Raw genomic sequence first — 21,036 nt, forward strand, 5'->3', positions numbered from 1 at the left:
ACCAGGGCGGTTCAAGGGTCTTAGCGTCCGCGGTTGGGGCGCGCTTTGTAGGGGTCGATTCCCTTGGGAATCGGGAGGCGGTTGCCCAGCGAGGAAATGCGCTTGGATACCGCATTCACCTCAAGCTTGGTCAGTTCATTCTTCAGCTTGCCCATTTTCTTGGCTACCTGGCTGATGGGAACCTGGCCCTCGCCGCGGCCGCTTTCGATCATGTGGACCGTGACGTTCGGGAGGATGCGCGCAAGGCGCTTACGCTCGGCGTCGAGCATTGGCTTGACGCGGATGGTGGGGCCTTCGCTGACGAGGACGACGCCGGGACGGCCGACGGCGCGGAACACGGCGTCCTGCGTGCGCGGGTTTACGGCGACCGGCTGGTCCTCGGTGATCCAGCCGCGCTTAAGCGTGCCCAGTGCCGCGCCTGAGGCTCCGGGCTGGTTCTCGATCTGGGCGAATGCGGCACGTTCGGCGCGACGCGAAAGGATCAGGGTGGCGCCGAGGAGGCCCAACGGAATACCGATGAGCAGGCCGGTGATCCAGTTTTCCAGCCAAAAACCCACCAGGAAGCTGACAGCCACAACACCCAGGAACACCAGCAGCATCAGCCACGGGACCATGGGGTCATGGCGGCGGGTCATGTTAAAGACTTCGCCGATCTGCTTGAGCCGGCTGGGCTTCTTGACCTTTGCTTCTTTTGGCTTGCGCGAGAAGAGGCCACGCTTCGGGGCGTCAGAGGCCGCCGGAGTGCTGTTACTGGAATCAGGGGAGTTCGCCATAGTTCCTCAATTCTACGTGATTTATGCCTGAGGGCCGGACGCCGGAGAATGTCCGGCGCCGGCCCTCAGGGATACCAAACTACGGCTTAGGAATGGGCGGCCAGCAGTGAGCTGGCTTCCTGGCGGGTGCTGCCGGAGGACTCGATGTGGGCGAGTTCGGCGGGGATTTCCCAGCCCTTCTTGCGCATCGCGGTGGCCCAGAGCCGGCCGGCCCGGTAGGAGGAACGGACCAGCGGCCCGGACATGACCCCGAGGAACCCGATCTCATTGGCCTCGTCCTGGAGGTCCACGAACTCCTGCGGCTTGACCCAGCGGTCCACCGGCAGGTGCCGTTCGGAGGGGCGCAGGTACTGGGTGATGGTGATCAGGTCACAGCCGGCCTCGTGCAGGTCTTTGAGGGCTTCTGAGATCTCCTCGCGGGTCTCGCCCATACCCAGGATCAGGTTGGACTTGGTCACCATCCCCAGCTTGCGGCCCTGGGTGATGACATCCAGGGACCGGTCATACCGGAACGCGGGCCGGATGCGCTTGAAAATCCGGGGCACGGTCTCGACGTTGTGCGCGAAGACCTCCGGCTTCGAATCACAGATCGCCGCGATGTGCTCGGGCTTGCCGGAGAAGTCAGGGATCAGCAGTTCGACGCCGGTGCCCGGGTTCAGCTCGTGGATCTTCCGGACCGTCTCGGCATACAGCCACACGCCCTCATCGGCCAGGTCATCACGGGCCACACCGGTGACCGTGGCGTAGCGCAGCTGCATCGCCAGGACCGAGCGGGCCACCTTCGTGGGCTCGAACATGTCCACCGGGGACGGCTTGCCCGTGTCGATCTGGCAGAAATCACAGCGCCGGGTGCATTCGGACCCGCCGATCAGGAACGTGGCTTCCTTGTCTTCNACCGGCCTCCTCACACACCGTGTGCAGGCCTTCCTTCTTGACCAGGTTCTTGAGCTGGACATACTCCGGACCCATCTGGACCTTCGCCTTGATCCACTCCGGCTTCCGCTCCACAGGTACTGCAGAGTTGCGCTGCTCAACGCGCAGCAGCTTCCGGCCTTCTGGTGCCAGTGTCACAGGAGTGCTCCCTCAGGGCTTGAAACGAGTGCTTCTTCGTGCTTGCGAAATTCTTCCACGAACCGGTCCGCGATATCGCTCGGGGCTATGTTCCTGCCGGTTTCGATGGACATTGTGGTGACGCTGGCGTCGGTGATGCCACAGGCGATGATCTGGGCATAAGGCGCCAGATCATTGTTGCAGTTAATGGCGACGCCGTGCATTGTGGCCCCGTCCAGGACGCGGATGCCGATTGCTGCAATCTTCCGGTCCGGGCCCTTGCTGTCAGCCGTGATCCACACGCCGGCGCGTCCCTTGATGCGCTCTGCGTTGATGCCATAGTCAGCCATAACCGCGATCATGACGGCTTCGAGCCGTTCAACGTAGTCTCGGATGCCGGACCGGTTCTTCAGCTTGAGGATCGGATACGCGATCAGCTGGCCGGGGCCATGCCAGGTCAGCTTTCCGCCGCGGTCCACCGCAACGACGGGCGTACCGTCCAACGGGCGTTCGTGCTCTTCCGTGAGCTTGCCCGCTGTATAGACGGCGGCATGTTCAAGGATGAGGACAGTGTTGGGCGCTTCGGCTGTGACGACCTTGCTGTGGATCCCGCGCTGCAGATCCCAGCCGCGCGTGTAGTCAACGAAGTCCGGGGCGAGACCCACCTGTGAAAACTCAAGAGTCATGCCGTCAAGCTTAGACCCCGATCCGTGAGGGGTCCGGTTATAGTGTCGGACCTCTCATATCTCTGACGGATCCAGCGATGCCCATGGCCTGTGGATAACTTCTGCAGGCATTCCCGGATTCCGCTAGACATAAGTCATGGATGATTTCACTGCCCCGGTGGTTCCCGGCTTCCTGGTGGGCCGCGTGTTGGGCCGCGGCGGAAGTTCAACGGTGTGGCTGGTTACCGAAGCAAGGTCCGGCCGCGAGTTTGCGCTGAAATGCCTCGGTGCAGGGCACGGCGGTGCGACCGGTCCCGGCGAAGGCAGGGAAAGCGGGGCCGACGCCGAGGAGGCCATCCGCCGTGAAATCCGCATTCTTTCTGTCCTTGACCACCAGCACCTCATCAAAGCCCACGACGCCCTCCGTCTTCGCGAGCCGGCCGGATCAGCAGTTACGGCCGTAGGGACAATAGGGCTGCTGCTGGATTACGCGCCCGGCGGTTCCCTCGGAGAGCTGGTCGGAAGCAGGGCCAAGCTCACCATCGGGGAGACGGTCACCGTGCTCACCCCTATTGCCCAGGTACTTGGCTACCTGCACGGCCAGGGGTTCACCCACGGTGACGTATCGCCCGGGAACGTCCTCTTTACAGGCCATGGCAAGCCAATGCTGTCCGACGTCGGGATCGCCAGGATGGTGGGTGATGTTTCGGCAGTGCCGGACCATGGCACCCCGGGGTTCATGGATCCGGCACCGGTGGACGCCGTGAGGGCGGGGCTGCAGCCGGAACGCGACGTTTACTCGGTGGCGGCGCTGGGGTGGTATTGCCTCACGGGCCAGCCGCCACGCCGTACCGCCGACCGTCTGCCTCTTTCCCTCCTGCTCCCTGACGTTCCAGTCGAGCTGGCCGCGGCCCTGGAGGCTGGTCTTCATGAGGACCGGCGGCTCCGGCCCACGGCTGTTGAGCTGGCGACGGCGGTCTACCGCAGTGCCCCACCGTTGCCGGTGGACCTCGCCTCCTCCGTCCACGCCACGGTTATCCCGCAGCTCCTGACGCGGCGCCCCGTCCCGGAACATCCCGGCGGTGCGCTCTGGAATGGTCTCCGGACCTGGCGGCGCAGGATCTCGACGTCGCGTTGGTCCGGGCTGGTGGGGGTGCGGCAGGTCCTTCCGTTCCCGGCTGGGGAGAAAGCGGAGATGCCCGTGGTGCGCGCACCGGAGCCCCGCGCACCAGAGGCCAGCGCACCTGAGGCCAGCGCACCAGCGGCCGGCCGCGTCGACGCAATGGTCCAGGCTGTCGACGGGGAAAAGCCGGCGCCGCGCGGCAGGCATGCCGTGAAACCTGTCCCGAAGGGTCACGAACCCAACGCCGGTGCGAGGCGTCGGACGGTGGCGTCGTCGAAATCGGTGGACCCCGGCCCGTCCCGGCGCCGTGGGCGCTCAGGGATAGCCGGGCACAATCGAGGCACCATGCTGTTGGCGGTGGGAGCGGGTGCGATCCTGGCAGGCGCTATCTGGGCCGCCGGCGTCTTTGGGCCGGATGGGCCGTGGGGGGCGCCAGCTTGGCCAGAGACGGTGGCGGAGAGTGCGGATGCCGGAGGGGTGGACCCAGTGTTCGCCGCCGCAGGAGTCCCGGCCGACGCCGCGGCCCAGCTGGACTCGGCGGACCCGCTCGAAGCAGTCCGGGGATTGGCCGCCGTGAGGTCCCTGGCCTTCAGTTCCGGCCGGCTGGAGCTGCTGGATCTGGTTAATGCCCCGGGATCGGCGGCCTCTGCCGCGGATGCAGGCCTTAAGGCCGAGCTCCAGGAGTCAGGCCACGTCCTGGCCGGATTCACGAGTTCCGTAGCGGATCTGCAGGTCCAGCCCGGCGGTCCCTCCGGCCAGGTTGTTGTCAGTGTCACGTCAGCCACGTCGCCCTATGAGGAAAGGGACGCTTCCGGAGCGATCGTGGCGGCCGGCGCCCCTGCAGCCGTCCAGAACCTCCGGCTGGTGCTGGTCTCCGTTGACGGCCGCTGGCGGATCACGGACGTCCTTCCCGGCACCTGACTGGTTGCCTCAGCACGTTGGCTCAGCCTGTTGGCTCAGCCCATTGACTCAGGCTCAGTGTTTGCCGGCCACCCAGGCAGCGGCCTGGGCCAGTGACGGGTGCTGCCACTGGAAGCCGGCTGCTTCCAGGGCCGCCGGTTCCATCCGCTGGCTGGAAAGGATGAGTTCATCGGCCAACTTCCACATGACCAGGCGCAGGGCAGGCGAAGGTACGCGGAAAAATGCCGGCCGATGCAGCGCGGATGCCAGTGCGCCGGTCAAGGCGTTAACGTCGGCGTTTTCGGGGGCGCAGACATTGACCGGGCCGTGGAGCCCGGAGTCGGCGAGGAACAGAAATGCTGCGGCGACGTCCGGAAGCGTGATCCACGGCCAGTACTGCCTGCCGTTGCCGAGTGGACCACCGAGCCCGAGGCGAAGCAGCGGCAGAAGCCGGCCCAGTGCGCCGCCTGCAGGGCTGAGGACAACACCCGTCCGGGGAGTGATAACACGGACGCCTGACGGGGCCTCGTGCGCGGCTGCTTCCCACTCACGGCAGATCCGCGCCATAATGCCCTTGCCGTTCGGCGAGTTCTCGCGAAGAACGGCAGTACCCCGGTCACCGTAATAGTTGGAGCCCGACTGGCTGACGAAGACCTGCGGCGGCTGCTCCAGCTTCGCCATCGCCGCTACCAGTGTGCGCGTCGGGTCCAACCGCGAGGTCAACAGCTCGTCGATCCGGCGTCTGGTCCAGGGTCTGTCCCCGATTCCGGCACCGGAGAGGTTGACCACTGCGTCGGCGCCGGCCAGCGCCGCCGGATCCAGGCGGCGCGCTGCGGGGTCCCAGCGGATTTCGGCCGCGGACGTGGGCTCGCGTCGGACGAGGGTGGTCACGTCATGGCCGGCCTCTCGCAGCGTTGCGGACAAATGGGTCCCGATCAGCCCTGAGGCCCCGGCAATGACGATGTGCATGATCCATCTCACCACGGCCCGCACGCCGTCGGTACCTCCCCGGGACCGTACCGGGAGTTGACTATGATCGAACGATGACTTCTTCGAGCTACTTCCGGTTTCCGCATGTTCACGGCGATCTGGTCACGTTTGTGGCAGAGGACGACGTGTGGATCGCGCCGCTCAGCGGCGGCCGCGCCTGGCGGGTTTCGTCACTGCAGCTGCCTGCCCGCAATCCGCGTTTTACGCCTGACGGCAAACGGCTGGTCTGGACTGTCGTCCAGGGAACCGCCCCGGAAGTGGTCTCGGCGGAGGTGGACGGCGGTGGCTACCGGCAACTGACGTATTTCGGCCACGCCACAACCAGGGTCAAAGGCTTCACGGCAGCCGGCGACGCAGTAGTGACCAGCGCGTTCCGCCAGGCTGAAAGCCGGCACACCTACGCTTACAGCGTCCCGGTCGACGGCGGGTCGGCTGAGGAGCTCCCCTTCGGACCCGTCGAATCCGTGGCCTTTGGTCCGGAAGTGGGGGACGAGCGGCCGGTTGTCCTGGCCAGTGTGCTCTCCCGTGAACCGGCCTGGTGGAAGCGGTACCGCGGCGGCACAGCGGGCAAGCTCTGGATTGACGCCGACGGAAACGGGGAGTTCGAGCGCCTGGTTGCCCACCTCGACGGAAACCTCGCAGATCCGATGTGGGTGGACGGGCGCATCGCGTTCCTGTCAGACCACGAGGGTTACGGAAACCTGTACTCGGTGCTGCCCGGCGGCGGCGATCTTCGACGGCACACCGACCACGAGGACTTCTACGTCCGGCACGCGTCCACCGACGGTGGGCGGGTCATCTTCGAATCTGCCGGTGAGCTCTGGATCCTGCACGATCTGTCCTCTGCCGCGGTACGGCTGGACATCTCGCTGGGTTCCGCGTCGCAATCGCGTCGCCCGGGCCTGTTGAAAACCTCCAAACATTTGGGCACGGTGATGCCGGATGACAGCGGCTCCGCCAGCGCAGTGGAGGCCCATGGCACCCTTCACTGGCTCCGTCACCAGGACGGCCCCTCCCGTATCGTCGAGGCCACGCCGGGTGTCCGGGCACGGCTCCCCAGGCCGCTCGACGGCGGCCGCCTCGCTTACGTCGCCGATCACGACGGCGTGGAGGCGATCTACATCAAGGAGATTGCCGCGCAGGTTCCCGACACCGTGGTCCCTGCCGTTACGGCAGCCCCGGCTGCCGTAACCGCTGCAGCCGCTCGGGACCAGGAAGCGCCACTGCCGCGCCCGGTTCCCGCGGCAGCATCGTCCGCACCGGTGACTGCCGACGTCGTTGTTCCGGTGCCTGATGACTCCCGGGCCGATGACTCCCCGGCCGACGCCGCCCACGGCCCGTCGGAAGCCGACGTCGACGCAGGACGGGCCGGCCTGCCGACCCGCATCGCCTTCCCGAAGCCGTCACGCGCCAGCGCCCTGGAAGTTAGCCCCGATGGCCGGTGGCTTGCGGTGGGTACCTCCTTCGGGGATGTCTATGTGGCGGACACAGCCACCGGCGAGCTTTCCCTCGTCACCAGCATCGGCGAGGGCAGCATCGCGGAACTCGCGTGGTCGCCTGACTCCCAGTGGCTTGCCTGGTCCGAACCTGTCACCTCGTTCGGTTCCCGGAGCCGGCTCCGGCTGGCCAATGCCGCGGACCCGGCGGGCGGCATCGTCGAGGTCACTGACGGCCGTTTCTGCGACGGGTCCCCAAGCTTCACGCCGGACGGTAAGTTCCTGGCCTTCCTGTCCAACCGCAGCTTTGATCCGGTGTACGACGGGCACTCGTTCGACCTGTCCTTCCCCAGCCCCATCAAGCCGTACCTGGTGGCACTGGCCGCCACGACGCCGTCGCCGTTTGGCCCCGCCGTTGACCTGTCCCCTGCCGCACACACGGACAGCGCGGATACCACGGACGCAGACACCGCGGCAGGTCCCGCGGTCCGCGTGGATCCGGCCGGGCTGGCCCACCGTGTCATCGGCGTTCCGGTGCCCCAGGGCAACTACACGTCACTCACGTCAACGGAGGGTGCACTGCTATGGCTGGACTGGGCCCTGGCAGGCGTCACCGGCGACGGCAAAGCCAGCCAGGAAGACAAGGACGCCCGCCCCAGCCTGGTCCGGTTCGACCTTGCCCGCCGTAAGTCCGCCACGCTGGTGGAAGCCCTGGACAGCTACCGGCTCTCCGGCGATGGCAAGAAAGTAGTGCTGGTCAACGACAAGCAGGTCAGTGTGGTTCCTTCTGCTGCCAAAGCCGATGAGGAATCCGGCCAGCTGGTCAAGGTGGACCTGGGCCGCATCCGCGTGATGATGGACCCCCTCAGCGTCTGGGGCCAGGCGTTCGACGAAGCCTGGCGCCTGCAGCGCGACTTCTTCTGGGCAGAAGATATGGCAGGACAGGATTGGGAGTCGATCCACAAGCGGTACCGTCCGATCGTTGACCGGTTGGGGTCCCACGACGACCTGGTGGACCTGCTCTGGGAGCTCCACGGCGAGCTGGGCACCTCGCACGCCTACGTCCGGCCCGCAGCCGTCACGGAAAACGGCAGCAACGGCCAGGGACGGCTTGGCGCAGACTTCACGTTCACACCCGCGGGCTGGGAGATCACCCGCATCCTGGCCGGCGAGTCCTCGGACCCGCTGGCCACCTCGCCGCTGACCCGGCCCGGCGCTGCCGCCATGGCCGGGGACGTAGTACTGGCTATCGACGGTGTGCCGCTGTCCGCCACGGTGAGCCCCGCGATGCAGCTGGTGGGCGCCGCCGGACGGGCTGTGGAGCTGACATTACGCAACGGAGCCGGGCATGGAGTCGAGGCAGGGGAGCAGCGGAGGATCGCTGTGATCCCGGTCAAGGACGAGGAGCGACTGCGCTACCAGGAATGGGTGGCCGCGAACCGCGGGATCGTCCGGGAGGCCTCCGGCGGCCGCTACGGGTACCTGCATATCCCGGACATGATGGCCAACGGCTGGGCGCAGCTGCACCGCGACCTGGACACCGAAACTGCCCTGGACGGACTCATCGTGGATGTCCGCCGGAACCGTGGCGGACACACGTCCCAGCTGGTGGCGGAGCTGATTGGCCGGAAGGTCACCGGCTGGAGTATGCCCCGCGGCGAACGTCCGCGGACCTACCCGCACCACGCGCCGCGGGGGCCGGTGATCATCCTCGCCGATGAATTTGCCGGGTCCGACGGCGACATCATCACCCAGGTCTCCAAACTGCGGGGGATCGGCCCGGTGATCGGCACGCGCACGTGGGGCGGTGTGGTGGGGATCGACAACAGGTTCTCCCTGGCCGACGGTACCGGCGTGACCCAGCCGCGGTACGCCACCTGGTTCGGTGGCGGCGTGGGCTGGTCCGTGGAAAACTACGGCGTGGATCCCGACATCGAAGTGCTCTACCCGCCGCACGCCTATGCCGCCGGCAGGGACCCCCAGCTGGAATACGGGATCGGTGCGCTCAAGGAAATGATCCAGGAACTGCCCACGGACAGGCCCCCGGTCCGCGAAGGCTACCGGCGCCTGAAGCCTGCACCGCTGCCGTCCCGCCGGCACGGCGAATAGGGCCGGCCCGGTAGCAACAGAACAAAGCAGGCCCCGCTCCTCCCGGATAGTCCGGGCGGGGCAGGGCCTGCTCTGTCTCAGGAGCCTTCAGCGTTCATAGCGAACGCGGCAGCGGCCTGGCTGGATCAGGACTGAAGGGTAGCGGCCAGGGTGATGTCGATGCTGGCCAGCGCGCCGGAAACCGGGCACCCAACCTTGGCTTCGCCGGCGATCTTCTGGAATTCCTCTTCGGAAATGCCGGGAATCTTTGCGGACACCGTCAGGTGGCTGCCGGTGATGCCGGTGCCGGGAACGAAGGTCACGTCGGCTTCGGTGTTGACTTCTTCCGGAGCATGTCCGGCCTGGGCGAGCATATTGCTGAACGCCATCGAGAAACAGCTCGCGTGCGCTGCGGCGATCAGCTCTTCCGGGCTGGTCTTGCCCTCGGCCGCTTCGGTGCGGGCCTTCCAGGTAACCTCAAATGTGCCCAGGCCGGAGCTGTCCAGCGTGGTCTGACCCGACCCTGTCATCAGGTCGCCGTTCCATACTGTGTGCGCGGTGCGTGTTGCTGCCATGTCCACTCCTCAAAGTCGGTTCGAACCGGGACCGGCCGTTGCCTGGCCCCGCCGGTTCCAATCCTAGGGATTGAGCGGCGGCCGTGCACAGGGTGTCCGCTCTCAGTGGATTGTGACTGTGCAACCCAGCCGCCCGGCGGCTGCGTGGCGGTCACCGCTTGGCCGTTAAACTTCGACGGCGCCGCACCCCACAGAGGGGGAGCGGCGCCGTCGTGAGTGGTTCAGCCGGCGTTCAGTTCCACATCGTGGCGATGGCCACGTTGAGCAGTGCAAGTCCGCCAACTCCGTGGGCCAGGCCCTTGCTGATGTCTTCGCCCTTTTTGTATTTGCGGCGGCCGATGAAAGCCAGCACGCCGACGGCCAGGGCGATGGCGAACTTGATGCCCAGCTTGAAGTAATTCGCGTCCATGTCCAGGGACGGGATCAAGCCCATCAGCACAATGCCGGTGATGAGCTGAAGAGCTGCGCCGTCGAACTGCCGGGGGTGGACGGTGGGGGTTTTCATGTTCCCGATCCAGATTCCGACGATCATGGCGGCGCCGACGATGTGCAGGAAGACCACGAGGTTGTACACGATAATCATGCGATCAGTCTACGCAGGGGTTCTACATCATGTAGTAAGGCCGGCCGCAGAGTTTGTGTGTCGGCGGAGACAGCGCTGCGCCTTAAAACGCGACGGCGGTGCACGCCTTCCGGTGGTTTCCCACCGGCGCGTGCACCGCCGTCGTGCGGTTCTGGCCTGGGGCTAGAGTCCCAGGTCGGCCTCGAAGGCGCCTTCTTCAAGGCGGGCCTTCAGGGTCTGGAGGAAGCGGCCTGCATCCGCGCCGTCCACCAGGCGGTGGTCGTACGTGAGGGACAGGTACATCATGGAGCGGATGGCGATCGAGTCGTCACCGTTCTCATCGGCCACCACCACGGGGCGCTTGACGATCGCGCCGGTGCCCAGGATGCCGACCTGAGGCTGGTTGATGATCGGGGTGTCGAACAGGGCGCCGACCGAACCGATGTTGGTGATGCTGAACGTTCCGCCGGACAGTTCGTCCGGGCCGATCTTGCCGTCGCGGGTGCGCCCGGCAACGTCGGCGATCTTGGCGGCCAGTCCGGCCAGGTTCAGGTTGCCGGCATCGGAGATGACCGGAACCAGGAGGCCCTTGTCCGTGTCCACTGCGATCGCCAGGTGCTCGGCGTTGTGGTATGTGATTTCCTGCTTGTCCTCGTCGTACGCAGCGTTGAGCTTGGGGTGCTGCTTGAGGGCCTCGGCCACGGCCTTGGCGATGAACGGCAGGAAGGTGAGCTTGACGCCGTTCTGGGCCAGGAAGGAGTTCTTGGCCTTCAGGCGGAGCTTGGCCACCTTGGTCATGTCCACCTCGTGCACCTGAGTGAGCTGCGTGGAGATTTCGAGGGATTCGCGCATACGGCGGGCGATGACCTGGCGGATGCGGGGTGCCTTCTGCGTGGTGCCACGCAGGGAGGAGGCAGCCGGGCCGGCTGGAGCGGCGGACGGCTTGGCCGGTGCTGCTGCAGCGGGAGCGGCCTTGGCTTCTGCCGCGGCGAGGACGTCCTGCTTGCGGATGCGCCCGCCGACGCCGGTACCGGACAGTGATGCGACGTCCACGCCGTGCTGGTTGGCCAGCTTCCGGACCAGGGGAGTCACGTAGCCGGATTCGCCGCCGGCAGCAGGCTCGGCCGCGGGTGCCGGGGCCGTAGCGGGAGCAGGTGCTGCTGCCGCGGCAGGTGCCGCCGGAGCAGGCTCTGCCTTGGGTGCTTCGGGTGCCGGTGCCGCTGCGGGCGCCGGTGCGGCAGGCGCGGCGGCGGGTGCCGGCGCTGCAGCTGGGGCCGGTGCGGAGGCTGCCGCGCCGGAGCCGATGACGGCGAGGACGGCGCCAACTTCGGCGGTTTCGTCTTCGTTGACCCGGATTTCCTGCAGCGTTCCAGCGACGGGGGACGGGATTTCGGTGTCAACCTTGTCCGTGGATACCTCGAGCAGCGGTTCGTCCACTGCAACGGTGTCGCCCACGGCCTTCAGCCAGCGTGTGACGGTTCCTTCGGTGACGCTTTCGCCCAGTGCCGGGAGGGTGACATCGTGGCTTTCGCCGTCCGAAGCGGCGGGTGCTGCCGCTGCGGGAGCTTCTGCAGCCGGTGCTTCTGCGGCCGGGGCTTCCTCGGCCGGGGCTTCCTCGGCCGGGGCCTCTGCAGCCGGTGCTGCTGCTTCGGGGGCTGCGCCGCCGCCGGAGCCGTCGCCGATGCGGACCAGGGGAGCGCCTACTTCAGCGGTCTCGTCTTCGGCTACGAGGATTTCCTCGATGATGCCGGCAATCGGAGAGGGGATTTCGGTGTCTACTTTGTCGGTGGAAACCTCGAGCAGCGGTTCGTCCACCTCTACCCGGTCACCTACCTGCTTGAGCCAGCGGGTGACGGTTCCTTCGGTGACGCTCTCACCGAGGGCGGGCAAGTTAACGGATTCAGACATGTCGTCCCCGTTCTCCTTATTGATCTTTTGTGCGGATGATGGCTGGCTTGTTCGAGCTTAGTGCACCCGGCGGGTCACGCCGGGTGCACTAAGCCCTGTTGTCTTGCTGTGCTGCTGGCTGTAATTAGCCGTGAAGCGGGCGACCGGCCAGGGCCATTGCGGCCTCGCCGAGTGCCTCGTTCTGCGTCGGGTGCGCGTGGATGAGTCCGGCAACATCTTCCGGGTAGGCTTCCCAGTTGACGATCAGCTGGGCTTCGCCGATCTGCTCGCCGACGCGGGTGCCGATCATGTGGACGCCAACAACAGGGCCGTCTTTTTCGCGGACGAACTTGATGATGCCGCCGGTGCCCAGAATGGCGCTCTTGCCGTTTCCGGCCAGGTTGTATTCCGTGCTTTCAACCCTGTCTTCGCCGAACTTCTCCTTGGCGGCCTTCTCGGAGTAACCCACCGAGGCAATCTCGGGATCGCAGTAGGTGACCTTGGGGACGTTGATGTCGTCGACAACCACGGGCTTCAAGCCGGCGATTTCTTCGGCGACGAAGATGCCCTGCTGGAAACCGCGGTGTGCCAGCTGCACGCCGGGAACGATGTCGCCGACGGCGTAGACGTTGCCGACGCCGGTGTGGAGGCGTTCGTTGGTGATCACGAAGCCGCGATCAACCGTGACTCCCGCTTCTTCGAACCCCAGGCCCGCCGTGGACGGTCCGCGTCCGACAGCAACGAGCAGAAGGTCTGCTTCGAAGGTCTTGCCGTCCACCAGGGTGACCTTGACGCCGTCGTTGTCCTGCTCGACGCCCTGGAAGAAGGTGCCGGTGTTGAACTTGATGCCGCGCTTCTTGAAGCTGCGCTCCAGGACCTTGATGATGGATGCGTCCTCGTTGGGCACCAGGGACGGCAGGCCCTCAATGATGGTGACGTCCACGGCGAAGGACTTCCATACCGAAGCGAATTCGACGCCGATGACGCCGCCGCCCAGGACGATGACGCTCTTGGGCACGTAGTCCATCTTCAGGGCTTCGTCGGAGGTGATCACGCGGCCGCCGATTTCCAGGCCCGGAAGGGAGCGGGAGTAGGAGCCGGTGGCGAGGACGATGTTCTTGCCCTTGTAGGCCGTGCCGTTCACGGTGATGGTGTCCGGGGCGGTGAGCTTGCCTTCGCCCTCAATGACGGTGATGCCCTTGCCCTTGATCAGACCCTGCAGGCCCTTGAACTTACCGGCAATGATGCCGTCTTTGTAGGCGTTCACGGCGGTCATGTCGATGGACTGGAGCTCCACGTTCACGCCGTACTTGGCGCCGTCGCGGGCGTGGTCGGCAACTTCTGCGGAGTGCAGCAGGGCCTTGGTGGGGATACAGCCGTTGTGCAGGCAGGTGCCGCCCAGTTTGGCCTTCTCAACCAGACCAACGGTCAAGCCAAGCTGTACGGCACGCAGGGCCGTGGCGTATCCGCCGCTGCCGCCACCTAGTACCAGGATCTCGAATTCTTGCGCAGTTGCCTGATCGGCCACTTAGACGCTCCCTCGCGTGAACGATGACGCGATCGTGCGCATCATCTGGTCTTGGAACTTGTACTGCCGTGATTATGCCAGCAGGCAGGTTCTCGTGCATTTGTGACTACCGGGGTTCACCTTAGCGAACCCCTCATCCATGCTCCACCTTGGCGCCGCCTTTGTGGGGCGCTTGTGTCGAGTGTCACGCGGCCATGTGGCCAAGGGATCACGGCCGGTTCTGTGGTCGCAGGTCAAACGGCCGCGTGACAACTCAACAGCACGGGTCAGGGTTCCCCGGGGGTCAGACGGCAGCCGCCAGCATGTCCTCCACGTAGGCAACCAGTGTGCGGACCGTGCAGCCCGTGCCCTGTTTGTGGGTGTAGCCGTAAGGGCTTCCGTTGTTGAAGGAGGGGCCGGCGATGTCGATGTGCGCCCAGGGGATCTGCTCCCCGTCTTTGCCCTTGCCCACAAACTCGCGCAGGAAAACAGCCGCGGTCATCATGCCGCCGTGGCGCTCACCGATATTGGCGAGGTCGGCCACCTGGGAGTCGATGCTCGGGCGCAGTTCCTCCGGCAGCGGCATGGGCCACACCAGTTCGCCCGCACGGTCGGCGGCGGCCTTGAGTGGCCCGGTGACACTGTCAGAGCCCATCACGCCGGCGGTCCTGTTGCCGAGGGCGATGAGCTGCGCACCGGTGAGGGTGGCGACGTCGATGATGGCGTCAGGGTATTCGAGGCTCGCCGCGACGATGCCGTCTGCCATGACCAGGCGGCCCTCGGCATCGGTGTTCAGCACCTCAACGGTCTTGCCGCCGAACATGGTAAGGACATCCGCCGGCCGTGAGGCCGCACCGGAGGGCATGTTTTCTGCGATGCAGAGCCAGGCGGTCGCCTTCACCGGCAGGCCAAGTCCCGCGATGGCCAGCACAGTATTAAGGACGACGGCGGCGCCTGCCATATCGCTCTTCATGTCACCCATGCCAAGGGCCGGCTTGATCGAAATTCCGCCGGTGTCGAACGTGATGCCCTTGCCCACCAAGGCGATTTTTGCGGTGGCCTTTGCAGGGGCGTATTCGACCTTCACCAGGCGGGGCTGGCGCGTGGACCCCTTGCCCACGCCCATGATGCCGCCGAAGCCTTCCTTTTCCAGGCGCTTTTCGTCCCAGACCGTGACCTTAACAGGCAGGCCCTTGGACAGTTCCTTGGCGGCTTCCGCAAAGGATTCGGGGTAGAGGTGGCTGGGCGGCTGGTTGACCAGGGACCGCGTGGCGTTGACGGCTTTGCCGATCAGGCCTGCCCGCGTCAGCGCAGAGCGCAGCGCATCATTGGCGGTAACGTCCGTGTAGATCACCGCGTTGCGGACCGGATCCTTCAGCCCGTCGTTGGACGACCGGTACTCGGTGAACGAATAGGCTCCCAGGGCCGCACCTTCGGCCACCGCCGCGACGTCGGCGACTCCCGCCGTTGGGAGCGCGAGGACAACGGTGGGCAGGCCGCTGAGCTGGCGGACGGCGGAACCTGCGGCACGCCGCAGGGCCTCTTCGGTCAGCGGGCGGCCAGCGGCCACCTTGCCGACGCCGGCGAGGACCAGGACCCCGGAACCCGTTTCCGGCAGGCCGGGCAGCCGGACGACCTGGTCAGCGGCGCCGGTGACGCCCAGGACCTTCAGGGAGTCAGTTAGCGCTTCAGCCGATTTTGCGGTCAGCGGATTCTCAAGCAGGACGGGGCCGTCCGATCCCTGTCCCACGCCGATGACAACGGCGTCACTGGGGGTCCTCTTCAGGTCCTTAGCGAGGGTACTAAGGTTGATTTCAGTATTCTTGACCACGGGGTAAGTCCTCAATTCTCGAAAAGGCTGTTCGCGCTGGTATGGATGTCAGGCGCTCGGCCATGGAAATCCGGCGGCCGTCCGATCGGGACGTCGCCGGGGTGCCGGTAAACCCGTCCGGCGGGCCATTCACGATCGTAGCCGCTGCGGGCCGCGGCAGCGGAATCTCCTGAGACCTGCGCCACACCCGCTGGCGGAATTCAGGGGTGCCTGGCCGCGTTGTACAAGATATTCACCCGACTCCTTGAAAGGACGACGCCGTGCTTGAACGGATTTCCGGTTCCCTGCTGGACCCCGATGCGCTCTATGCGAGCAACATCGAGCTGTTCCACAGCCCGGCGCTCCGCGGGCTGAACCTGGTGATGGGTTTCACTGGCTTCGCCGATGCCGGCCACGTGGTGAAGCAGATCAATGCGGAGCTCCTGGACACCCTCGACGCCGAGACGGTGGCGGTGTTCGACGCCGACCAGCTCATCGACTACCGGTCGCGGCGGCCCCACATCTCCTTTGTGGAGGATCACTTGCAGGACTATCAGCAGCCGAAGCTGGCGCTGTACAAGCTGACGGACGGGCTCGGCAGCCCCTTCCTGCTGCTGGCCGGTTTTGAACCCGACCTTCAATGGGAGCGGTTCGCGCGCGCCGTCGTCGGCATTGTGGAAAAGCTGGACGTGAACCTCGTGACCTGGATCCACTCCATTCCCATGCCGGTGCCGCACACGCGCCCGGTGGGTGTGACCGTCCACGGCAACCGTCCGGAACTGATCGAGGGCATCTCGGTCTGGAAGCCCACCGTTGACGTTCCGGCGGCCGTGGGCCACATTCTGGAGCTGCGGCTGATGGAAGCCGGGCGCAATGTTGCCGGCTACGTGATCCACGTTCCGCACTACCTCGCTGAGGCGGAGTACCCGCCGGCCGCCGTCGCCGGACTCGAATTCCTCGGTGCCGCGACGTCCCTGATGCTGCCGGCGGACCGGCTGCGCGAAGCGGGCCGGGAAGTGGGGCGCCAGATCGCCGAGCAGGTGGCCGCCTCCGAAGATGTGCAGCAGGTGGTCACCCGGCTGGAGGAGCGGTACGACGAGAAGGCCGAAGGCACAGTCCGGCGCTCCCTCCTGGCCGATGAAAATGACGAACTGCCCAACGGGGACGAGCTGGGCGCGGCAGTGGAGGCCTACTTGGCCCGCGAGAACCCGCACCCGTAGCCCCGCCCCACGGCGTCCGCCTGGCAGACGCTTGCCCTGGTCCGGGCAGCAGCCCGGGCATAATGAGGGGGTGACTGCACCCCGAGCCTGGCTGATCTGGACCATCGGCATCTTCGCCTACCTTGTGGCCGTCTCCCAGCGCACGTCATTCGGTGTGGTGGGACTTGAGGCCACCGAGCGGTTCCATGCCGGCGCGTCTGCCATCTCCTTCTTTACGGTGCTGCAATTGCTGGTCTACGCCGGCCTGCAGATCCCCGTGGGCCTGCTGGTGGACAGATTCGGCTCGCGCGCCATGATCGCCGGTGGAGCCGTCCTGATGGGTCTTGGCCAGCTCCAGTTGGCCTTCGCCGACACCATCCCCGGCGGTGTGGCGGGGCGGGTTCTGGTGGGCGCCGGGGACGCCATGACCTTTATTTCCGTGATCCGCCTGATTCCGTTGTGGTTCGCGCCGGCCAGGGTTCCCCTGGTCACCCAGCTGACGGGCATGTCAGGCCAGCTCGGGCAGCTTTTCAGTGTGCTTCCCTTCGCCTTTGTCCTGCATTCCTTCGGCTGGACCTCCGGTTTCCTGATGCTGGCGGGCATGGCGGGCGTGGCGGTTGTCCTGGTGCTGGTGCTCTTGAAGGACCACCCGCCCGGTGCGCCCGCGCCGCAGGCGCAGCAGGGGTTGAAGGCCACAGGCGCCTCGCTCGCGCGGGCATGGCGCCAGCCTGGCACCCGGCTGGGGATGTGGAGCCACTTCACCATCCAGTTCAGCGGCACCGTCTTCGCCATGACCTGGGGCTATCCGTTCCTGATCTCGGGGCAGGGCCTGGATGCCGGAACCGTGGCCGGCCTGATGACCTTGTACGTTGCGGCGGCGATGGCGGTGGGCCCCTTCATTGGGCAGTTCGTTTCCCGCCACCCGCTTCGCCGGTCAACGATGGTCCTGCTCATCGCCGGCGCCACGGCCTCTGCCTGGGCCGCGGTGCTGCTGATGCCTGGCCGTTCCCCGCTATGGCTGCTGGCGTGCCTGGTGGTCGTCCTGGCCATCGGGGGGCCGGGATCGATGATCGGGTTTGATTTCGCACGGACGTTCAATCCGGCGCACAGGATCGGAACCGCAACGGGCATCGTGAATGTGGGCGGCTTTATCGCGGCCCTCGTGGCCATCTTCCTGATCGGCCTGGTGCTGGACGTCCTGCTGGCCAGCGGCTATTCCGACGGCGTCCTGTACGGGTTGGAACCGTTCCGGATCGCGCTCAGCGTACAGTTCCTGCTGCTGGGCTTTGGCGCCGCCATGACGATTGTCTGTCGGCGCAAAGTACGGCGCCAGATGGCAGCGCAAGGTGTTGTGGTGGCACCATTGTTTCGGGCCATGGCGCAGCAGCGGCGGGCGAACCTGGCCCAGCGTCGCCAGCCGTCCGAGACCAAGGACCGCGCGGATAAAGACTGACACCTTTCCTGAACAGGCAGGTTATTCACATACGGCAAGTTGGCGCTTCACCGCGGCTCGCGCGGCGCCAAAGCTGGAACCATGAAACCTTCAGAACACCTGACCGTCCGAGGCCCTGAAGACATCCTCGGGTTCATTCCGCATTCCCTGGGCTACTGGCCGGCCGACAGCCTGGTTGCGATGACCCTGCAGGGGAACCGGCTGGGAGCAACCCTGAGGCTGGATCTTCCAGGCCCGGAAACCCTCGCGGACCCGCGGGAGTACGCGCGCACGGTGCGCGATTATCTCCTGGCTGACAAGAATGCCGACGCCGCCTTGTTGGCATGCGTCACCAACGACGGCTGGATGGAACCACCTGGAACCTACCGCGGGCTATTGGATGCACTCCAGAGGGTCCTAGGCGCCGCGGGGATGCCGGTGCGGGACGCCTGGTATGTCGGCGACTCCTTCTGGCGTGATGCTTTCTGCACCGATCCGTCCTGCTGCCCCTCGCCGGGCCGGTCTGTTCAGGCGATCCGGGACAGCATGCTTAATGCCGAGATGGTCTTCCGCGGCAGCAGCGTTGGGCCCGCGCCGGAGTACGGGGCGCATCCTCCATCCCTGCTTTCCGGCGAGGACCGGGCAGCCGTCCTTGCCTCTGAGGCCACGTGGGCGGCACAGCTGGACCGGCGACGGGGGAGCAGGGAACAGTTCGGCCAGCTGATGGTCCAGTGGGAGGCCCTGCTGGCCAACCAGCCTGGGCCTCTGCCCGTCAATGACGTTGCCTTCCTACGCGCGTCGCTCCGGGTCCCCGCCTGGCGTGACGCCGTCCTGGTGATGGCCGCCGCCGGTCAGGCGGCTGCCCTGGCGGGTGCCGAGATGTTCGGCATCTTCGATGTCGGCTGCATTCTGGCTCCGGTGGGGCCCATGCTCCCGGGGCCCTTACCATCCGGACTTCCAGCGTCGGGAGCCGGACTGACAGGACGGGAGCCTGCCGGAACGCGTGCTACCGGACCCGGTACTCGCAGCATGCCTGCCATTCCAGGATATGGTGAAGTCCTGTTGGGTCTGGACCCGGTGGTTCCTGCCTGGCACACCCTTAACAGCCTGGACAAAGTGCTGGAACAGCTGTCGGCGTGCGGCGGGCAGGCCGGTGCAGCCGCGCTGACCGGGCGTGGGTGGATCGCGTGGTGCAGGGGTAGGGGCTCCTACGCTGCTGCGTACCTCGGCCGCGCCCTTGACGAGGAGCCAGGCTACCGGCTCGCCGAACTCATGCTTGAGCTGGTCCGGCGCGGCAGCCTCTGCGGCTGGGCTGCACGGAAAGAGGCCGCCTGGCGGAAATTCGAACCGGATGCAGCCTGACCGAATTCCGCCTGACCGGTTTGGATGGGGGCAGCGTTGAGGTCGGGTTTGGGAAAACCGTGAGACAATGGTTGCCGAGACCCGGTTGGGTCCGTGAATCAAGTGCATGTGATGAAGCCCCGTTGGGAACATTACAGCCGCCCCGGCAGTTCTACTTGTAGACTCTGCCGGCCGTGGTTGCACCTGATATTCATCACGGACTTGACAGGGTCATAGTGGTGTTGCCCGTATGGTGATTCCACAGACCGCCGCTAGAAAGGTTTTCTGTGACCCCGTCTTCCGCGAAGAAGGAACCCGCCGCCCAGGACGATTTGTCCCCTGAGGCGAAGCAGGCTGCAACGAACGCCAAGCGAGCAGCGACGCGGGCAGCCAACAAAGCCATCAAGGATGCCTCCGGTGACACCGGTTTGGACGGCAAGCCTGAGCCCAAGAAGCGCGGGCCCAAGCCCGGCGCCAAAGCCGCTGCCGAAGCAGCCGGAAAATCAGCCCGCGGCGCATCGGACGATGATGAGGACGTTGAGGAAGACCTCGACGACATCAACATCGCCGACGACAGCGAGATTAACGCCGCCAAGGCCGCATCAGCAGCCACGGGCAAGGGTTTTGTCTACTCGGATGCCGATGATGACGATGCCCCTGTCCAGCAGGTGATGTCGGCTGGCGCCACGGCTGACCCCGTCAAGGACTACCTCAAGCAGATCGGTAAGGTTGCGCTGCTCAATGCCGAGCAGGAAGTTGACCTCGCCCTCCGGATCGAAGCCGGACTCTTCGCCGAAGAGAAAATCAACGCCGACGACGGCTCGATGGACCCCAAGTTCAAGCGTGAACTTGAGTTCGTCATCCACGACGGCAAGCGCGCCAAGAACCACCTGCTCGAAGCCAACCTCCGCCTCGTGGTCTCGCTGGCCAAGCGCTACACCGGCCGCGGCATGCTGTTCCTGGACCTTATCCAGGAAGGCAACCTGGGCCTCATCCGCGCTGTTGAGAAGTTCGACTACACCAAGGGCTTCAAGTTCTCCACGTACGCCACGTGGTGGATCCGCCAGGCCATTACCCGGGCCATGGCAGACCAGGCCCGTACCATCCGCATCCCGGTGCACATGGTTGAAGTCATCAACAAGCTGGCCCGCGTGCAGCGCCAGATGCTCCAGGACCTGGGCCGCGAACCCACACCCGAAGAGCTGGCCCTCGAACTGGACATGACTCCCGAGAAGGTCGTCGAGGTCCAGAAGTACGGCCGCGAACCGATCTCCCTGCACACCCCGCTGGGTGAAGACGGTGACTCCGAGTTCGGTGACCTCATCGAGGATTCCGAGGCCGTGGTTCCCGCCGACGCGGTGAGCTTCACGCTCCTGCAGGAACAGCTGCACTCCGTCCTGGACACTCTGTCCGAGCGCGAAGCCGGCGTGGTGGCCATGCGTTTCGGCCTGACCGACGGCCAGCCGAAGACTTTAGACGAAATTGGCAAGGTCTACGGTGTCACGCGTGAGCGGATCCGCCAGATCGAGTCCAAGACCATGTCCAAGCTCCGCCACCCGTCACGGTCGCAGGTCCTGCGAGACTACCTGGACTAGATCAGGACTCAGGCAGTGCGGGTCCCCTTCGGCCCATCATCTTCGGATGGATGGGCCGAAGGGGACCCGCTTTTCCTGTCTGCGGCTTCATGGCAAGTTCACG

14 protein-coding genes and 1 pseudogene are annotated in these 21,036 nt (G+C 65.8%); 6 read left to right on the plus strand and 9 right to left on the minus strand.

What is annotated here, in order from left to right; genetic code table 11:
* Positions 1–20: 20 nt before the first annotated feature.
* From NG697_RS08975 to lipB, 3 genes and pseudogenes are all read right to left on the minus strand, one after another.
* On the minus strand, positions 21–773 hold the full coding sequence (locus NG697_RS08975) for a DUF4191 domain-containing protein (RefSeq protein ID WP_141140114.1): 753 nt from the start codon (positions 771–773) through the stop codon (positions 21–23).
* An 86-nt stretch (positions 774–859) separates the two neighbouring features.
* Positions 860–1,844: pseudogene (locus tag NG697_RS08980) on the minus strand (lipoyl synthase).
* The gene (gene lipB / locus NG697_RS08985) at positions 1,841–2,509 is read right to left on the minus strand and encodes a lipoyl(octanoyl) transferase LipB (RefSeq protein ID WP_252609146.1); all 669 of its coding nucleotides are present in this window, start codon (positions 2,507–2,509) and stop codon (positions 1,841–1,843) included. Before lipB ends, NG697_RS08980 begins: the two are co-directional and overlap by 4 nt.
* A 136-nt stretch (positions 2,510–2,645) precedes the next feature.
* Here lipB and NG697_RS08990 point away from each other — a divergent pair, with 136 nt between their 5' ends.
* Positions 2,646–4,532: a serine/threonine protein kinase gene (locus NG697_RS08990; RefSeq protein ID WP_252600155.1), complete on the plus strand. Its 1,887-nt coding sequence runs from the start codon at positions 2,646–2,648 to the stop codon at positions 4,530–4,532.
* A 54-nt stretch (positions 4,533–4,586) separates the two neighbouring features.
* Here NG697_RS08990 and NG697_RS08995 read toward each other — a convergent pair whose 3' ends face one another.
* Entirely contained in the window at positions 4,587–5,480 is an 894-nt protein-coding gene (locus NG697_RS08995) for a TIGR01777 family oxidoreductase (RefSeq protein WP_252600156.1), read from the minus strand.
* 74 nt (positions 5,481–5,554) lie between these two features.
* Between NG697_RS08995 and NG697_RS09000 the strand changes: the two genes are divergently transcribed.
* Entirely contained in the window at positions 5,555–9,046 is a 3,492-nt protein-coding gene (locus NG697_RS09000) for a S41 family peptidase (RefSeq protein ID WP_252609148.1), read from the plus strand.
* 125 nt (positions 9,047–9,171) lie between these two features.
* On the opposite strand, the gene NG697_RS09005 is transcribed toward NG697_RS09000, so the two are convergent.
* The 5 genes from NG697_RS09005 to NG697_RS09025 all read right to left on the minus strand — a co-directional run bounded on the left by NG697_RS09005 (position 9,172) and on the right by NG697_RS09025 (position 15,387).
* Positions 9,172–9,600 (minus strand): OsmC family protein, encoded by a 429-nt coding sequence (locus NG697_RS09005; RefSeq protein ID WP_252614037.1) that lies wholly within the window; start codon positions 9,598–9,600, stop codon positions 9,172–9,174.
* A gap of 232 nt (positions 9,601–9,832) precedes the next feature.
* Positions 9,833–10,183, minus strand: coding sequence for a hypothetical protein (locus NG697_RS09010; protein WP_252614038.1), 351 nt, complete (start codon positions 10,181–10,183; stop codon positions 9,833–9,835).
* Between the two features lie 162 nt (positions 10,184–10,345).
* Entirely contained in the window at positions 10,346–12,070 is a 1,725-nt protein-coding gene (gene sucB, locus NG697_RS09015) for a 2-oxoglutarate dehydrogenase, E2 component, dihydrolipoamide succinyltransferase (RefSeq protein ID WP_252614039.1), read from the minus strand.
* A gap of 124 nt (positions 12,071–12,194) precedes the next feature.
* On the minus strand, positions 12,195–13,577 hold the full coding sequence (gene lpdA, locus NG697_RS09020; protein ID WP_252614040.1) for a dihydrolipoyl dehydrogenase: 1,383 nt from the start codon (positions 13,575–13,577) through the stop codon (positions 12,195–12,197).
* 283 nt (positions 13,578–13,860) lie between these two features.
* Positions 13,861–15,387, minus strand: a complete 1,527-nt coding sequence (locus NG697_RS09025; protein ID WP_252600162.1) for a leucyl aminopeptidase — start codon at positions 15,385–15,387, stop codon at positions 13,861–13,863.
* Positions 15,388–15,647: 260 nt separating this feature from the next.
* Here NG697_RS09025 and NG697_RS09030 point away from each other — a divergent pair, with 260 nt between their 5' ends.
* The 4 genes from NG697_RS09030 (at position 15,648) to NG697_RS09045 (ending at position 20,933) form a co-directional block, all read left to right on the plus strand.
* Positions 15,648–16,586, plus strand: a complete 939-nt coding sequence (locus NG697_RS09030; RefSeq protein ID WP_252600163.1) for a proteasome assembly chaperone family protein — start codon at positions 15,648–15,650, stop codon at positions 16,584–16,586.
* 70 nt (positions 16,587–16,656) lie between these two features.
* On the plus strand, positions 16,657–18,018 hold the full coding sequence (locus NG697_RS09035; protein ID WP_252614041.1) for an MFS transporter: 1,362 nt from the start codon (positions 16,657–16,659) through the stop codon (positions 18,016–18,018).
* Positions 18,019–18,099: 81 nt separating this feature from the next.
* Positions 18,100–19,359: a DUF4192 domain-containing protein gene (locus tag NG697_RS09040; protein WP_252614042.1), complete on the plus strand. Its 1,260-nt coding sequence runs from the start codon at positions 18,100–18,102 to the stop codon at positions 19,357–19,359.
* 266 nt (positions 19,360–19,625) lie between these two features.
* Complete coding sequence (locus tag NG697_RS09045) at positions 19,626–20,933, plus strand: RNA polymerase sigma factor (RefSeq protein ID WP_058929344.1); 1,308 nt, start codon at positions 19,626–19,628, stop codon at positions 20,931–20,933.
* The last annotated feature ends 103 nt before the right edge of the window (positions 20,934–21,036 follow it).

It is taken from the genome of Pseudarthrobacter raffinosi (genome assembly GCF_023913835.1).
In the GTDB taxonomy this organism is placed as follows: domain Bacteria; phylum Actinomycetota; class Actinomycetes; order Actinomycetales; family Micrococcaceae; genus Arthrobacter; species Arthrobacter raffinosi.

Excerpts from the sequence above, each read along its gene's own strand:
- NG697_RS09040 (WP_252614042.1), top strand. The coding sequence starts at position 18,100 with ATGAAACCTTCAGAACACCTGACCGTCCGAGGCCCTGAAGACATCCTC.
- NG697_RS09000 (WP_252609148.1), top strand. The coding sequence starts at position 5,555 with ATGACTTCTTCGAGCTACTTCCGGTTTCCGCATGTTCACGGCGATCTG.
- lipB (WP_252609146.1), bottom strand. The coding sequence starts at position 2,509 with ATGACTCTTGAGTTTTCACAGGTGGGTCTCGCCCCGGACTTCGTTGAC.
- NG697_RS08975 (WP_141140114.1), bottom strand. The coding sequence starts at position 773 with ATGGCGAACTCCCCTGATTCCAGTAACAGCACTCCGGCGGCCTCTGAC.
- NG697_RS08995 (WP_252600156.1), bottom strand. The coding sequence starts at position 5,480 with ATGCACATCGTCATTGCCGGGGCCTCAGGGCTGATCGGGACCCATTTG.
- NG697_RS08990 (WP_252600155.1), top strand. The coding sequence starts at position 2,646 with ATGGATGATTTCACTGCCCCGGTGGTTCCCGGCTTCCTGGTGGGCCGC.
- sucB (WP_252614039.1), bottom strand. The coding sequence starts at position 12,070 with ATGTCTGAATCCGTTAACTTGCCCGCCCTCGGTGAGAGCGTCACCGAA.
- NG697_RS09010 (WP_252614038.1), bottom strand. The coding sequence starts at position 10,183 with ATGATTATCGTGTACAACCTCGTGGTCTTCCTGCACATCGTCGGCGCC.
- NG697_RS09005 (WP_252614037.1), bottom strand. The coding sequence starts at position 9,600 with ATGGCAGCAACACGCACCGCGCACACAGTATGGAACGGCGACCTGATG.